Source organism: Rhodoglobus galactosidasius, from assembly GCF_054957775.1.
Genome location: NZ_JBQIAV010000002.1, coordinates 43284 through 58555, shown reverse-complemented (window position 1 = coordinate 58555; position 15272 = coordinate 43284). Strand labels below are relative to the sequence as shown.

Here is a 15272-nt window from a genome sequence, read left to right as displayed (position 1 = left end):
GTTGTTGCTGGTGCGGAGAGGGACTTCTATGGCCCAGAGACAATTCAGTGCCCGATTTAGGCCTGAGGGGTGTGGCCGCTTGTGGCGGACTCTTTCGAAACAGTGACAGGAGCGGACTCCTCGACAGCGTTGACGACAATGTCATGCTCGGAATAGGTTTCATCGGAGTTTACAACACCATCGGCGGTCCATCTGTGACCATCGACGTAGGCACTCTGTTCAACACCGACATGACGACGCGACTGAATGATGAACAAGATCACGCCGAGAACCACCGTAAAGATCGCTCCCCAGACGTTGACGCGCAGTCCGAGGTAGACCTCGCTTGGGTCGATACGGATCGTCTCGAACCATGAGCGGCCGATACCATACCAGATCATGTACAGCGCCCAAACCTTGCCCCACTGAAGGCGGACCGGGCCGGTAGCGGTGAATACCGGTACGGTGAGCCCCAGTACGTGCTTCTTCACAAAGCCGTACTGACGCTCCATAGTAAGCAAGAAGACAATTCCGACGACGTTCCAGATCATCTCGTAGAGGAACGTGGGGTGGAAGAGAGTATCCGCAGGTAGTCCTGCTGGAAAAGCAGAGTTCGTTGCCTCGATCTCGAGGCCCCAGGGCAGATCGGTCGGCTGCCCGAACAACTCGCGGTTAAAGTAGTTGCCGAGACGTCCGATGGCCTGAGCAAGAAGCATGCCGGGAGCGAGAGCATCTGCAAAGCTCCAGAATCGGATGCCGGTCTTGCGTGCACCAATATAGGCGCCGACGGCGCCACCAATCAGTGAACCGAAGATGGCATTGCCACCCTCCCAGATGCGGAATACGTCCCACAGATCAGCACCCTCGTAGAAGTAATCGCCGGGGTGGGTGAGCACGTGATAGAACCGCGCCCCGACCAAGCCCAAGGGCACAGCCCAGATAATGATGTCGAGCACAATGCCAGGTTCAGCACCACGGCTGTTCAGTCGGCGCGTCGTGAGCCACGTCGCCGCGACGATGCCAACCAAGATACAGATCGCATAGGTGCGGATGAGGATTGCCTGGCTTGGGTCGAACCCCAGACCGCTCAACCATTGTCCGAAGGGAATCGTGACCAACGTGACCCACGACTCAGGCGGGCTTGGGATACTGAACGGAACTAATGACAAGACGGTGACCTTTCTGGACTGCGACTAAGCAAGCGTACCGGTCGAAAGTGATGCGGCAGTTTGTGCAACCGCGCTCACCCCGCCGGCAGCCAGAGCGCTAACGAATACTGAGCCGACGATTGCGCCATCGGCATAGCTTAGAACCTCACGCACCTGGTCGGCGGTGGAAATACCGAGACCAACACATGCGCTGGTCGAACCGGCGTCGCGCAAGCGGGCGACGAGCGTCTTCGCCGCAGTATCGACGTCAGATCTGGCGCCCGTGATTCCCATAGTGGAAACCGCGTAGACGAAACCAGTACTTGCCTCAACAGCGCGAACCAAGCGTGCGTCGCTGGATGACGGCGCTGCCAAGAACACGCGGTCGAGGCCGGTGCGCTGCGATGCAGCAATCCACTCCGCTGCCTCATCACTGACGAGGTCGGGAGTGATGATCCCCGCTCCCCCGGCGGCCGTGAGCTCATCAGCGAAACGATCAACGCCAAACTGCATGATCGGATTCCAGTAACTCATCAGAAGCACTGGCGTCGACACCCGCGAAGTAATCTCTGCAACGGCATCGAAGCCATCCTGCAGTCGAAACCCATTGGCCAGAGCCTGCTGGGTAGCCTTCTGAATGGCTGGGCCATCCATCACAGGGTCTGAGTATGGCAATCCGAGTTCAATGACGTCAACGCCATTCTCCGCGAGAGCTACGGCTGCCTCAACGCTGTCGGCGATCGTGGGAAAGCCAACAGGAAGGTAGCCGACGAGAGCGCCTGAACGGTCACGATTCGCCTGTGCGATGGTATTTTCTACAGCGCTCAATACTTCTCCTCCGCCGCAGCGTCAGCATCAATGAGGTCGAAGTATTCCGCAGCAGTTTCCATGTCTTTGTCGCCTCGGCCGCTGAGGTTCACCAAGATCACCGAATCGGGCCCGAGCTGCTTTCCCAGGTCGAGGGCGCCAGCAAGTGCGTGGGCAGACTCGATCGCAGGAATGATTCCTTCAGTTCTGCTCAACAAGCGCAGTGCATCCATGGCTTCAGCATCGGTAATGGGCAAATAGCTAGCTCGGCCGATGTCTTTCAGCCACGAATGCTCGGGGCCAACGCCCGGATAGTCGAGACCGGCCGAAATAGAGTGAGACTCGATGGTTTGGCCATCCTCGTCTTGCAGCATGTAGCTGCGGGCACCGTGGAGAACTCCCGGACGTCCGCGCGTGAGGGTTGCAGCGTGGCGCTCGGTGAGGTGGCCTTCGCCTGCAGCCTCATAACCGTAGAGCGCAACATCGGCGTCATCAAGGAACGCATGGAAAATTCCCATTGCATTGCTGCCGCCGCCAACACACGCCACAACGGCGGTAGGCAGTGCACCAGTGAGCTTAATGACCTGCCCGCGAGCCTCGTCGCCGATGACCTTGTGAAAGTCGCGCACCATGACAGGGAACGGATGCGGGCCAGCGACAGTCCCCAAGAGGTAGTGGGTATCTTCGACGTTGGCCACCCAGTCGCGAAGCGCTTCGTTGATCGCGTCCTTAAGCGTGCGCGAACCGGCCGTCACCGGGATGACTTCGGCGCCGAGAAGACGCATTCGAGCGACGTTTAAGGCTTGACGCTCGGTATCGACTTCGCCCATGTAGACGACGCAGGACATGCCAAAGAGTGCGGCAGCCGTGGCTGTAGCAACACCGTGTTGACCGGCACCGGTCTCTGCGATCAAGCGTGTCTTGCCAAGACGGCGAGCGAGCAGAGCCTGGCCGAGGACGTTGTTGATCTTATGGGAGCCGGTGTGGTTGAGGTCTTCGCGCTTCAGGATGATGCGAGCGCCGCCCGCGTGCTCCGCGAAACGAGGTGCCTCGGTAATGATCGAGGGTCGGCCCGTGTAGCTCGCGTGGAGCTCCGCGAGTTCTGCTTGGAACGAGGGATCGTTTTTAGCCGCGTTGTACGCGGCATCAAGCTCATCGAGAGCAGCGATCAGCGACTCGGGAACGAAACGTCCACCGAACTCTCCAAAATATGGGCCTAGTTCATCTCTCAGCATTAGCAGTCCAAAAACTCTTGCAGGGTGGCAATGGGGTCACCGGTGACGAGTGCTTCTCCCACGAGAACTACGTCGGCGCCCGCCCTGCGATAGTGGGCAACATCAGCCGCAGATTTCACGGCAGATTCAGCAATGCGGATTACACCGCTGGGGATCTGATCGGCCAACTCGCCGAACAGATTCTGGTCAAGTTCGAAGGTGCTCAAGTCGCGCGCATTGACGCCGACCAAGCCGGCTCCGACATCTAGCGCACGGGACACCTCTTCAGCAGAATGGGTCTCGACGAGCGGAGTCATCCCGAGTTCGACGACCAGGTTGTAGAGAGTCGCGAGAGTCTGCTGATCGAGAGCAGCAACAATGAGAAGAACGAGATCAGCACCCGCAGCGCGAGCCTCAAACACCTGATACGGCTCGGCAATGAAGTCCTTGCGCAATACAGGAAGTCGCACGACAGACTTCACCGTCATGAGATCCTCGAGCGAACCATCAAATCGACGCGGCTCAGTCAAAACGCTGATCACACTGGCGCCGCCAGTTTGGTATGACAAAGCGAGCGATGCAGGATCGCTAATCTCGGCCAGCGCACCACGCGAGGGGCTCGATCGTTTGATCTCAGCAATGATGTGAACACACTCGCGCGGTGACAGCGCCTCAAGGGCATCCAAAGCTGGCACAGCTTCAGCCGCAGCACGTTCTACATCAGCGAGACTGACAGCTTCACGGCGAACGGCGGCATCTTCAAGCGCGCCGCCGACTAAATCGGAGAGCACTCTAGTTGTGGGGCTCGACGGTGAGCTTGTCGCCACCGACGCCGTAGCCGAGCTTGCGCAGAACCAGTCCGACGATCAGTCCGACGACGACGAGGCCTGCCGAGGCAAATACCAGCCACGGCACGACGAACCAGAATGCGAGCGTTCCAATCGTGAACGCGACCAACATGATGACAACGGCGGTCCATGCCGCGGGAGAATTGCCGTGGCCGGGATCATTATCAGTACTCATCAGGCTCCATTCTTTGCTGATCCTAAATTCTAGCGGGAGTAAAGCTCGCGGTTGTGCCACTCAGCTGGCAGTGGGATCGATTCCTCTGCTCTGAGCATCCCACTGAGATGCGGGATCGTCGGCGACTACGGCCGACGCGCGGTCGTATTTCTTGGTCGGTCCTGGCCAGCGATGCGCTGTGAAGGTCGCGAATAGTCCTAAGACAACGATGAGTCCGCCGGCAGTGATCGCGGGTATCGGCCACCCGCTGACGTTGACCACGTCTACCATGGCGCGAAGGGAATCCGCGCCGCTGATTCCTGTGGCCTCAGTGATCAATGCGCCGGACGCACGCGGCGGATCGGCAATTGCCGATTGGGCAACGGTAACGATAATGCCCCCGACAACCGCGGCGAGAATCCCGAGAACGCGCCGCACCATGAGCGAAGAAAGACTGAGCGCCGCAACCAGAGCGAAGATGGAGAGAGCAAGTGCCGCGATTGGCCCGGCAGCATCACTGCCGAGCACGTCAACGCTAGAGCCCTCGTTCAGGATGATCGTGAACCACCGCTGGGTCCACGAGAGCATCACTGTTGCGCCGAGAAGCACGAGACCAGCCAACACGATGGGCCGAGAGCGTTTCAGGATCATGAATTCAGCCGCCGCATCGCGTTAGCGACCGCAACCGCACGTAATGGTGCCGCGGCCTTATTTTGCGCCTCCTGATGTTCGGCAGCAGGATCTGAGTCAGCCACCAGGCCAGCTCCGGCCTGAACGCGGGCGACTCCATCGACGATGGTGACTGTGCGGATCGCGATGGCGAGATCGGCGTCGCCTGCGAAGTCGAAGTAGCCGACGACTCCCCCGTAGACACCTCGCTGGGCTGGCTCGAGCTCATCGATGATTTCTAGAGCGCGAGGCTTGGGCGCGCCGGAGAGGGTTCCTGCGGGGAATGTCGCACGGAACACATCTACAGCTGAGGCATTCGGCAAAAGGTCGCCCTCTACCGAGGAAACCAAGTGCATAATGTGGCTGAAACGCTCCACCTGCATGAATTCAGTGACAGCAACCGTGCCCGGCGTGCAGACCTTCAAGAGATCATTGCGAGCCAAATCGACAAGCATGAGGTGCTCTGCACGCTCTTTGGTGTCGGCGAGCAGCTCTTCTGCCAGTTCGAGGTCGTGTTCGGTATCGGCACCGCGAGGGCGCGATCCAGCGATCGGATGCATGTGCACCCGTTTTTGTGAGACCTTGACGAGCGCCTCGGGGCTGGCGCCAACGATCGAATAGGGGCGACCGTCAACATCCACCAGCGACAGCAGATACATGTAGGGCGAGGGGTTGAGCGTGCGGAGTACGCGATAGACATCGAGTGGGCTCGCGCTGAGCTCGTGATCGAAACGCTGCGAAATCACGACCTGAAAGACATCCCCTTCACGGATGAACTCTTTAGAGCGAGCAATCGCGTGAGCGTACTGCTCAGGGGTGCTTCGTGGGATTGGCGTAGGTTCGATCTCAATATCAACTTCAGAGAGAAAGGCCTCCGTCGGTCGAGCGAGACCAGCTTGGAGCACATCCAGTCGAGACTGAGCTTCGGCCCACATCGTTGCCGCGTCAAGGAATCCATCGTTGAGTGCGGTCGAAACGAGCAGCACTGTTCCGTTGCGATGATCAAGCACTACGAGATCAGAAACGAAACTCAGCGCCTGGCTCGGGACCTCGAAATCGGCGGGTGGAGCATCTGGAAGATTCTCCAACTGTCGAATTGCCTCCCAGCCGATAAAGCCGACGAGCCCTCCAGTGAGAGGTGGATGACCGGCAACCCTTGGTGTCTTCCACCGTTCGTTGAGGTGCGCAAGCGCGTCTAGCGGTGCTGTCGGGCAATCGGCGCCGAGCACTCGTTCACGCGACAGGCCGTAGTCGATCCAGTCAACGCTGTCTTCGTGCTGCGTGAGCACGCCAAAGCTGGAGACTCCCACAAAGGAGAAACGCGACCAGATTCCACCCTGCCCTGCGGACTCGAGAAGAAATGTTCCCGGTTTGGCCTGGGCAAGCTTGCGATACACGCCGACAGGTGTCTCACCGTCGGCAAAAACCTCACGGATGACCGGAACGACCCGATTGCCCGCTGAAACGAGTCGCTCAAACTCTGCGTGGTCTGTGGTGCTATTCATCGGAGAATCCCTGAAGCGGAACGAGCGGGTCAACCTCGAAGCAGGAGTGCGCACCCGTGTGGCACGCCGCCCCGACCTGTTCGACGCCAACAAGAAGAGCATCACGATCGCAATCTAACGCTGCCGTGCGCACGTATTGGCGGTGACCGCTGGTATCGCCCTTGCGCCACAGTTCTTGGCGGCTGCGGCTATAGAAGGTCACGCGACCCTCGGTGAGCGTTCGCGTGAGGGCCTCAGCATTCATGTAGCCCAGCATGAGCACCTCTTTGGTGTCCCATTGCTGAATGATCGCCGGCAGTAACCCGTCGGGCGCGAACTGTGCGCGCTCGAGAACGTCGCTAACTGTCGCTGGTGTGAGTTCGTCGCTCATCGGGTAACCAATCCATTACTTCGAAGGGCTTCTTTGACGTCGCCAACTGTCAGTTGACGGTTGTGGAACACGGATGCCGCGAGCACGGCATCAGCACCGGCCTCGATTGCTGGGGCAAAATGTTCAACCGCACCTGCACCGCCGCTGGCGATGACGGGCACTGTCGCAAACTCGCTGATCGCAGATACCAGTTCAAGGTCGAATCCCTGCTTGGTCCCGTCTGCATCGATCGAGTTGACGAGCAGCTCTCCCGCACCACGTTCCATCACTTCGTGCGCCCACTGGATCGCATCGCGGTCAGTTTCTGTGCGGCCGCCGTGGGTAGTAACGATCCAGCCGTCCCCACGCCGCTTAATGTCGAGGCTCAGCACCAAGACTTGAGCTCCAAACTGTCGTGCAATATCGTCGATGAGCTGTGGTCGCGCGAGAGCGGCACTGTTGACGCCAACTTTGTCTGCGCCGTGAGCGAGCAGCTTGGAGACGTCATCGGGTTCCCTCACACCACCGCCAACCGTCAGCGGGATAAAGATCTGTTCTGCCGCTGACCGCACGACGTCGTACATCGTCGCGCGACCCTCAACAGTTGCGGTGACGTCAAGAAAGGTGACTTCATCTGCACCCTGCTCGTAGTACATGCGAGCGAGTCCGACGGGGTCGCCTGCGTCGCGAAGATCTTTGAAGTTGACGCCCTTGACGACGCGACCATCGGCGACATCGAGGCAGGGAATAACCCGGACTGCGACAGCCATCGCTAGATCCTCGCTGCGTGAATGGTGCTGACGAGAATGGCGCGTGCCCCCACGGCGTAGAGCTCATCCATGACGTGATTAGTGTCTGTGCGACGAACCATCGATCGAACAGCCACCCAGTCGGGATCCTGCAACGGTGAAACCGTAGGGCTCTCAATTCCGGGCGTCACCTTCGTTGCTGCTTCAAGAAGCCGCACGGGCACGTCGTAGTCGATCAGCACAAACTGACGAGCAACCAGCACACCTTGCAAGCGGCGCTGAAGGGTGGCAACACCATCGCCTTCCGCAGTGCCGGAGCTAATGAGCACGGCGGTGGAGTCGAGGATGACCGGGCCGAAGATCTCAAGACCCTGCGCGCGGAGGGTCGAACCTGTCGACACGACGTCAGCAACGGCATCCGCAACCCCGAGTCGGATCGCGGACTCAACGGCACCATCGAGGCTCACGAGCTCGGCCTTTACGCCGTTGCGCTCGAGAAACGCGCCAACGAGTCCTGCGTAGCTTGTTGCGACCCGCACACCGCTGAGGTCAGATAATTCGGTAAAACGACCGGGAGCTCCCGCAAAGCGGAACGTCGATCCCCCGAAGTCGAGACTCGCGATTTCTACCGCGGGCGATTGCGAATCCAAGAGCAAGTCTCGGCCAGTGATGCCGACATCAAGGGCTCCGGAGCCGACATAGGTAGCGATGTCGCGGGGGCGAAGGTAGAAAAACTCAACACCGTTGCGTTCGTCACGCACGTTGAGCGCACGGGGATCTCGGCGACCAACGTAGCCGGCCTCGGAAAGCATTTCGGAAGCGGTATCGCTCAGTGAACCCTTGTTGGGCACTGCAACTCTTAACATGTCAACTCTCAGTCAGTTCGCGCGAAAAAAGGGGGTAGCGGCGTCAGAGATGTCGCCACACGTCCTCGGGGGTAAGCCCCTTGGCAACCATCAGAACTTGGAGGTGATAGATCAGCTGCGAAATTTCTTCGGCAGTTTCTTCGTCGGACTGGAATTCTGCTGCCATCCACACTTCGGCAGCCTCTTCGACGATCTTTTTGCCAATCGAATGCACTCCGGCATCGAGAAGGGCAATTGAGCCTGAGCCGGCCGGGCGATCAACCGCTTTGCGGCTTAGTTCTGCAAAAAGTGCGTCAAAGTCTTTCACAGGTCAAGGGTACCGCCCCGAAGGGCGGTACCTCACCGTTTCACAAGATGCGAACGTCTGCCTAGTTCGTGCCAAGAAGATCGATCACGAAGGTCAGGGTGCGACCAGACAACTGGTGTCCTCCGCCTGCGGGGCCGTAGGCAAGGTGCGGCGGGCAGATGAGCTGACGGCGTCCGCCAACCTTCATGCCTGGAATGCCTTCTTGCCATCCGCTGATGAGAGCGGTGAGAGGGAAGTTGATGGACTCACCACGGCTCCATGACGAGTCGAACTCTTCGCCCGACTCGAAATCGACGCCCAAGTAGTGAACATTTACGGTCGCTCCGGGCGTGGCCTCTGCTCCCGTTCCTTCTTCAATATCGATAACAACGAGTTCAGCGGGCGCTTGGCCCTCATAGAACTCGACCTCTGGCTTGGTTTTTCCTGAATCGCTCATGTGTCTAGTCAACCAGACGCGGTAGCAGCGAGCTGACTAATGGCGGTGAGCGCTCGCGCGTTCGCGCAACTCGGTGACTCGAAGCGAAGGATCAGCTCCGCGGTAGACGGATGAGCCCGCGACAAAAGTATCGGCACCGGCCGCTGCTGCGATTTCGATCGTGCGATCGTCGACACCACCGTCGACTTCGAGCCACACGTCGAGCCCGCGCTTGTCGACCAGCTCGCGCAACTGGCGCAGCTTCGGCATCGTTTCTTCCATGAAGCTCTGGCCACCAAAGCCGGGTTCGACAGTCATGATGAGTACCTGGTCGAACTCTTCAAGCAGCTCTAGGTAGGGCTCGACGGCCGTGCCGGGCTTCAGCGCTACACCGGCGCGCGTGCCCTGAGACCGCAATGTGCGTGCCAGTGCAACAGCATCCGTTGACGCTTCTGCGTGAAAAGTAACAGCAAACGCGCCCAAATCGGCGTAGTCGGGTGCCCAGCGCTCAGGATTGTCAATCATGAGATGCACATCGAGTGGAATTGGCGAGACCTGTTGAATGCGTTCCGTCATCTGCAACCCAAACGTGAGGTTGGGCACAAAATGGTTATCCATGATGTCGACGTGCACGAGATCGGCATTTGAGATCCGCAAAATGTCACGTTCGAGGTTCGCGAAATCGGCAGCGAGAATACTGGGGTTAATACGTACTGACATACCGTGAGCCTATCTAGGAGTCAGCCTTCACGAGCAGCTGAATGAACATTGCGTCGGTGCCATGGCGGTGTGGCCACAGCTGCACATGACTGGCTTCTGGCATGTCAAGTTCACCCACTGCGATTTCGCGCACTACCGCTGGAGTGTCCATCTTGGTCACGCTCGGAACCTTACGAAGCACCGAGCCCACGATCGCTTTCGTTTCTGCAGCGTGCGGAGAGCACGTGACATAAGCAAGCACCCCACCCGGCTTCAGCGCATCAAGAGCGGAGTGAAGTAGTGCAGTCTGCAGAGCACCAAGCTGTGCGACATCACCGGGTTGCTTGCGCCAGCGCGCTTCGGGGCGACGACGCAGAGCACCCAACCCGGTACACGGCGCGTCAAGCAAGATTCGGTCGAACTCTCCCGGATGCTCTTGGCCAATCTCAGCGCCGTCTTTCTCCCACACCTCAGGAGGGGTATCAAACACGGCAAGAGCGTTGCGTACAAGCTTCGCCCGAGCAGGAATGAGTTCATTCGCTGTCAGGTGAGCGCCACCAATGAGCGCTTCGGCCGCGAGCAGCGCAGCTTTGCCCCCAGGGCCAGCGCACATATCGAGCCACGACTCCCCCGCAACAATCGGACGAGCTCGGCTCAACGCGAGTGCAGCCAACTGAGAGCCCTCGTCTTGAACGCGTGCGCGTCCCGAAGCCACGGCTGCGTTCTTGCCAGGATCACCCTCGCGCAGTGTTCCGCCGACCGGCGAATACTCGGCGATGGTCACATCGATCTGTGCGGCATCCGAGAACCCTGGCAAAGCAGCAACGGATACTCGGGCAGGAACGTTATCTGCGGCCAACAGGCCCTCAAGCTCGGCTTCACGCCCCTCAGCGACCAGCACCTGCCGGAACGCACGGGTAACCCAGAGCGGGTGCGAGTACGCCAACGCGAGGGCTTCCTCGCCCGACCCCGCCGCACCAATGACACGCTCGCGCCACACCTCAGGCTCGTGCTTCGTGATCGCACGCAAAACAGCGTTGACGAAACCAACTGCCGAGCGTGAACCAATCGTTTTCGCCAAGCGAACCGACTCATCAACGGCGGCGTGCGACGGAACCCGCATCGACAACAACTGGTGAGTAGCGAGCCTCAACACATCGAGGACCGGCGGATCAATCTTCGAGACAGCACGCCCGGCGGCCTGCGCAATCACGGCATCGTAGTAGCCCTGCATGCGCAGCGTGCCGTAAGTGAGCTCGGTAGCCAGACCTGCATCGGCGGGCGAAAGCTTCGCCCGCTCGAGGTGAACAGGCAAAAGCAAATTGGCATACGCATCCGACTCGCGCACCGCCATAATGACATCGAGCGCGACTCGACGGGCTGACTGTGCGTAGCTCACGAAGCCACCACCTCTGATTCTGAATTCAGGCCGCGCCACCAGGCTGCGGCATCCATTGCATTACGCCCCTCCGGGTGCACCCGGAGAAGCTCGATTGGTTCTGTTGCTGTGCCGACAAAAACCTTCTTGCCGACGAAGTCGATGCGCCCAGCAGGCAGCGCAGGGGTCTCGCGCGCAATTGCTGCCTCGAGAACTTTTAGTCTCTTGCCATCGACCTGGGTCGACGCACCAGGTTCAGGAGTGACGCCGCGGATCTGATTGTGTACTGCTTGCGCTGGCTGAGACCAATCGATCCGGCCGTCATCCAATGTCAGTTTCGGAGCCAAGGTGACCTCGCCCGACTGCGGCACCGCGAGAGCGCTGCCATCGGCTAACGAATTAACCACCCGCGAAAGCAGGTCTGCGCCAGAGAAAGAGAGTTGCTTAAGCAGCGCACCGGCAGTCTGTTGTGCACCGATCGGCTCGGTCATTGTCGCGAAAATGTCGCCGGCGTCTAACTTCTCAACCAACTGAAAAACAGTGGCGCCAGCGAGAGTATCGCCGCCCATAATCGCTCGCTGAACGGGTGCTGCACCGCGCCACTGAGGAAGCAGTGAAAAGTGGAGGTTAATCCAACCCAGGCGCGGGATGGTGAGCACGCTCTTCGGCACTAGCCCGCCGTACGCGACAATCACACCAAGATCGACATTTAGTGCGTCAATTGCCTGGCTTGCCGCGTCATCGAGACGGTTTGCCCGGATTACATTGATGCCGGCGTGCTCGGCCCTCGCCGCAACGGGAGTCGGCGTCATTACTCGGCGGCGACCCTGCGCAGAATCAGTGCGGGTGAGCACACCAGCGACCTCGTGAGGACTCTCCAGGAGTGCATCGAGACTCGGAACAGCAACCTCGGGGCTACCGGCAAAGAGAAGTCGCAACGAAGTCATTCACCAATTCTCTCGCGAAATCCCACAGGCGTTCGCACAGTGCGGCTACAGATCGACAAAAGGTTCAAGATCGTCGAGGTGAACTCGCAAGCCGGGCGCCGGCTGGCTGGCTCGAGGCATGCCTGGTTTGCGATTACTGCGCGACACGGTTGTTGCAGCCACCACAAGGGCCTTGAGCTGTTCTGCGACTGCCGGACCCGCCTTGTAGTCGAACCGGATGATCGTGCGCACAACACCGTCGGGAAGATCTACTGGGCCCAACACGTCAAGCGGTTCAACCGGCAGCTGCTCGATCGCTTCGGAGACGAGTGCAACCTTGCCGGTGAGCGTTGCCACACGAATCGCCGGCGGAAACCGAAGCTCTCGGCGGTCCGCGAGCTCAGAGCTGGCAAAGTCTTCTTGGCGCCAGGTAACGAGAGCCGTCGCAAGGGCTCCGCCCACACCAACGACCACGGCCGGAGCACCGTCGGCCGCCAGCGCAATCGCATTCGACCACCAGCGAAGGCAATCCTCCGACACGCGCAAGCTTTCACGGGCCAGCATGCCGGCCCCGTCAAGGAGCAGTACCGCACGGTAGCCCCCCTCAGCGACCGGCTCGGCGCCTCGCGTTGCGATCACTAGTGACGGCTCCGACGAGACTGTAGTGACCTGATGATCTCCGTCGGCGACTATCACGCGGTATCCGGGAAATGCTCGCCCCAACTCGTCAGCGGTTCGGGCACTGCCGGAACCCACCATCCGAAGACGAGCGCCGTCACATTCACGACACTGCCATTTCACGGCCAGCGCCCCACACCACACACAGCTGGGCGTCGAAGAGGCGGAGCGTTGCGCCAGGGGTCCGGCACAGGTTGTACAACGTGCAGTCTGAGCGCAATCCGCACATGCGAGCCTAGGCGCATAGCCTGGGCGGGCTACCTGCACCAGAACTGGGCCCTCATCGAGACCCGCACGCGCCGCTTTCCACGCTGCCGACGGGATGCGAGCAATTGCGGCAAGCCGATCCTGGCTGACCTGATTGGCCGACGGGATGACCTTCGGCGGACGAATCCCTCCGGGGCTCATCGCTCCAAGCCACCCGACTTCAACAAGCCGCTGCACTTCGGTGCTGCGGGAGTGGCTCAAGAACACGAGCGCACACTGCTGCTGTTCTTGGCGAAGCAACGCTGCGTCTCGAGTATGGATGTAGGGCGAGAGGTTCTCGCTGTAGAGCGAATCTCCGTCGTCCCAAACCGCGATAAGGCCCAGCCGCGTCGCCGGCGCGTAGACAGCCGACCGGTTGCCGATGATCACATACGGCGTGCCGTCGTGGGCACGCAAGAAATTTCCGTAGCGACGCTGGACACTCTGGCGTGCATCGAGGCGGAGAATTCGATCCCCCGGAATAAGCGCAGCTACCGCAGTTTCCAGTTGTTCCTGATCACGAAAATCGGGAGTCGCCAGAATTGCAGTCGAACCACGAGCGAGAGTCTGGGCAGCCAATTCAGCCATGGTTACCGCCCATCGACCGACCCACTTACCCGGCGAAATTTGAACGACCCCCGTCGGCGCCGACAGTGCCGCACGTTTTCTCGCTGAGAGAAGAGTAGTGATCGAAGCCGCATCAAAATAGGAGACCGGTAGCGGTTCGCCTGAATGCTCGTATGACGCCGTTGCAGGATCGGGAAGTGACTTTTCAGCTCGGGCGTGACGCTTAGGTATTCCTAGTCGCAGCACATCCGCCGCGTTACCCGCAGCTCGATCTGCCGCAGCCCGGGCAAGAGTCCACACTTCTGGAGTCAGAACGGGAAACGGTGAGATCACCGAATCGAGCTCACTCAGTTTACCTGCGAAACCCACTGTGTCGGTGAGTTCAACAATCCACCCCTCGACCAGGCGGCCGAGAGTCCTCAGCGGAGCTTTGACTCGAACGCCAGCACGGGCTTCATCCCGAAGCTTCTCAGGAATTGTATAGTCGAAAAGTCTGTCGAGTTGCGGCAGCGGAGAGTCAATGAGCACCCGTGCAATGGATGCTTCAGCCATCTCTAGAGCCCGGCGGCCCTGCGAAGAGCCTCAACGCGGTCGAGTCGTTCCCAGGTGAACTCGGGCAACTCACGACCGAAGTGGCCGTAGGTGGCGGTCTTCGCATAGATAGGCCGCAAGAGATCAAGATCGTGGATGATAGCCCCCGGTCGCAAATCGAATACCTCATGGATCGCGCCCAAGATGGCATCGTCAGAAACGTGCCCCGTGCCGAAAGTCTCTACATACAGGCTCACCGGCGCAGCACGACCGATTGCGTAGGCAATCTGAATTTCTAGACGATCGGCGAGGCCGGCCGCTACAGCGTTCTTGGCGACCCAGCGCATGGCGTAGGTAGCCGAGCGGTCAACCTTCGACGGGTCCTTGCCGCTGAATGCGCCGCCACCGTGACGCGATGCTCCGCCGTACGTGTCGACGATAACCTTGCGGCCGGTCACTCCAGCGTCGCCCTGCGGCCCACCGATTTCGAAGCGGCCGCTCGGATTCACGATCGCGTGCAGGTTCGACAGGTCAAGACCCGAACTCTCGACAATGGGACGAACGACGAGTTCTTCGATCTCAGAACGCAACTGTGCGGTCGAAATGTGGGGAGAATGCTGGGTCGACAGCACGACAGTCTCGATGCTGCGCGGGATATCTCCCTCGTAGCCCACCGTCACCTGTGTCTTGCCATCCGGGCGCAAATAGTCGACCAGACCGAGCTTGCGAACCTCAGCGAGGCGTTCCGCCATCCGGTGCGCGAACCAGACCGGTGCTGGCATGAGCTGAGGAGTTTCGATTGTGGCGTAGCCGAACATAACACCCTGGTCGCCAGCACCGAGAACGTCGAGCTTGTCACTCGAGTGTCCTTCTCGGGTCTCCAAAGCAACATCAACGCCCTGCGCAATGTCTGGCGACTGCGCACCAATGGAGATCGAGACGCCACAGGAACGACCATCAAAACCAACAGCCGAGGAGTTGTACCCGATCTCAGAGATACGATCCCGCACGATAGCGGGAATGTCCGCATAACCGGATGTCGTGACCTCGCCAGCAACATGAACAAGACCGGTGGTTACGAGGGTCTCAACCGCAACACGAGCATGGGGATCTTCCTCAAGGAGAGCATCCAGGATGCTGTCACTGATCTGATCGCAAATCTTGTCGGGGTGTCCCTCAGTAACAGACTCCGAGGTGAAGGTGCGCAGGGGCGAAGTCATAAGCCGTCTCCGGTAGT

General features: G+C 59.7%; 17 protein-coding genes. All 17 read right to left on the bottom strand.

Translation table 11 applies throughout. The annotated features are described in order from the left end of the window. Positions 1–56: 56 nt before the first annotated feature. Complete coding sequence (lgt, locus tag ACTJJW_RS02855) at positions 57–1148, bottom strand: prolipoprotein diacylglyceryl transferase (protein WP_462642565.1); 1092 nt, start codon at positions 1146–1148, stop codon at positions 57–59. A gap of 24 nt (positions 1149–1172) precedes the next feature. Next, on the bottom strand, positions 1173–1955 hold the full coding sequence (gene trpA / locus ACTJJW_RS02850; protein ID WP_462642564.1) for a tryptophan synthase subunit alpha: 783 nt from the start codon (positions 1953–1955) through the stop codon (positions 1173–1175). Beyond that, positions 1952–3169 (bottom strand): tryptophan synthase subunit beta, encoded by a 1218-nt coding sequence (trpB, locus tag ACTJJW_RS02845; protein ID WP_462642563.1) that lies wholly within the window; start codon positions 3167–3169, stop codon positions 1952–1954. Before trpB ends, trpA begins: the two co-directional genes overlap by 4 nt. Further along, a complete protein-coding gene (trpC, locus tag ACTJJW_RS02840) occupies positions 3169–3939 on the bottom strand; it encodes an indole-3-glycerol phosphate synthase TrpC (protein WP_462642562.1) in 771 nt (256 codons plus the stop codon). The genes trpB and trpC overlap by 1 nt, the downstream gene beginning before the upstream one ends. A gap of 1 nt (position 3940) precedes the next feature. Further along, complete coding sequence (locus ACTJJW_RS02835) at positions 3941–4171, bottom strand: DUF6704 family protein (RefSeq protein WP_343924999.1); 231 nt, start codon at positions 4169–4171, stop codon at positions 3941–3943. 60 nt (positions 4172–4231) lie between these two features. Then, positions 4232–4801: a Trp biosynthesis-associated membrane protein gene (locus tag ACTJJW_RS02830; protein WP_462642560.1), complete on the bottom strand. Its 570-nt coding sequence runs from the start codon at positions 4799–4801 to the stop codon at positions 4232–4234. Continuing rightward, the gene (locus tag ACTJJW_RS02825; protein ID WP_462642558.1) at positions 4798–6324 is read right to left on the bottom strand and encodes an anthranilate synthase component I; all 1527 of its coding nucleotides are present in this window, start codon (positions 6322–6324) and stop codon (positions 4798–4800) included. The genes ACTJJW_RS02830 and ACTJJW_RS02825 overlap by 4 nt, the downstream gene beginning before the upstream one ends. Then, the gene (gene hisI, locus ACTJJW_RS02820; protein WP_462642557.1) at positions 6317–6694 is read right to left on the bottom strand and encodes a phosphoribosyl-AMP cyclohydrolase; all 378 of its coding nucleotides are present in this window, start codon (positions 6692–6694) and stop codon (positions 6317–6319) included. Before hisI ends, ACTJJW_RS02825 begins: the two co-directional genes overlap by 8 nt. Continuing rightward, positions 6691–7443: an imidazole glycerol phosphate synthase subunit HisF gene (hisF, locus tag ACTJJW_RS02815; protein ID WP_462642555.1), complete on the bottom strand. Its 753-nt coding sequence runs from the start codon at positions 7441–7443 to the stop codon at positions 6691–6693. The genes hisI and hisF overlap by 4 nt, the downstream gene beginning before the upstream one ends. A 2-nt stretch (positions 7444–7445) precedes the next feature. Then, on the bottom strand, positions 7446–8288 hold the full coding sequence (hisG, locus tag ACTJJW_RS02810) for an ATP phosphoribosyltransferase (RefSeq protein WP_462642554.1): 843 nt from the start codon (positions 8286–8288) through the stop codon (positions 7446–7448). A gap of 43 nt (positions 8289–8331) precedes the next feature. Next, positions 8332–8595: a phosphoribosyl-ATP diphosphatase gene (locus ACTJJW_RS02805; protein ID WP_462642552.1), complete on the bottom strand. Its 264-nt coding sequence runs from the start codon at positions 8593–8595 to the stop codon at positions 8332–8334. 61 nt (positions 8596–8656) lie between these two features. Next, positions 8657–9031 carry an FKBP-type peptidyl-prolyl cis-trans isomerase gene (locus ACTJJW_RS02800; protein WP_462642551.1) on the bottom strand — a complete coding sequence of 125 codons (375 nt, stop codon included), beginning with the start codon at positions 9029–9031 and terminating at the stop codon, positions 8657–8659. A gap of 36 nt (positions 9032–9067) precedes the next feature. Then, on the bottom strand, positions 9068–9730 hold the full coding sequence (gene rpe, locus ACTJJW_RS02795; RefSeq protein WP_462642549.1) for a ribulose-phosphate 3-epimerase: 663 nt from the start codon (positions 9728–9730) through the stop codon (positions 9068–9070). A 13-nt stretch (positions 9731–9743) separates the two neighbouring features. Further along, positions 9744–11108: an RsmB/NOP family class I SAM-dependent RNA methyltransferase gene (locus ACTJJW_RS02790; RefSeq protein ID WP_462642548.1), complete on the bottom strand. Its 1365-nt coding sequence runs from the start codon at positions 11106–11108 to the stop codon at positions 9744–9746. After that, entirely contained in the window at positions 11105–12025 is a 921-nt protein-coding gene (fmt, locus tag ACTJJW_RS02785; RefSeq protein WP_462642884.1) for a methionyl-tRNA formyltransferase, read from the bottom strand. Before fmt ends, ACTJJW_RS02790 begins: the two co-directional genes overlap by 4 nt. Positions 12026–12079: 54 nt before the next feature. Beyond that, positions 12080–14056, bottom strand: coding sequence for a primosomal protein N' family DNA-binding protein (locus tag ACTJJW_RS02780; protein WP_462642547.1), 1977 nt, complete (start codon positions 14054–14056; stop codon positions 12080–12082). Positions 14057–14058: 2 nt separating this feature from the next. Beyond that, positions 14059–15255 carry a methionine adenosyltransferase gene (metK, locus tag ACTJJW_RS02775; RefSeq protein WP_462642545.1) on the bottom strand — a complete coding sequence of 399 codons (1197 nt, stop codon included), beginning with the start codon at positions 15253–15255 and terminating at the stop codon, positions 14059–14061. Between the last annotated feature and the right edge of the window lie 17 nt (positions 15256–15272).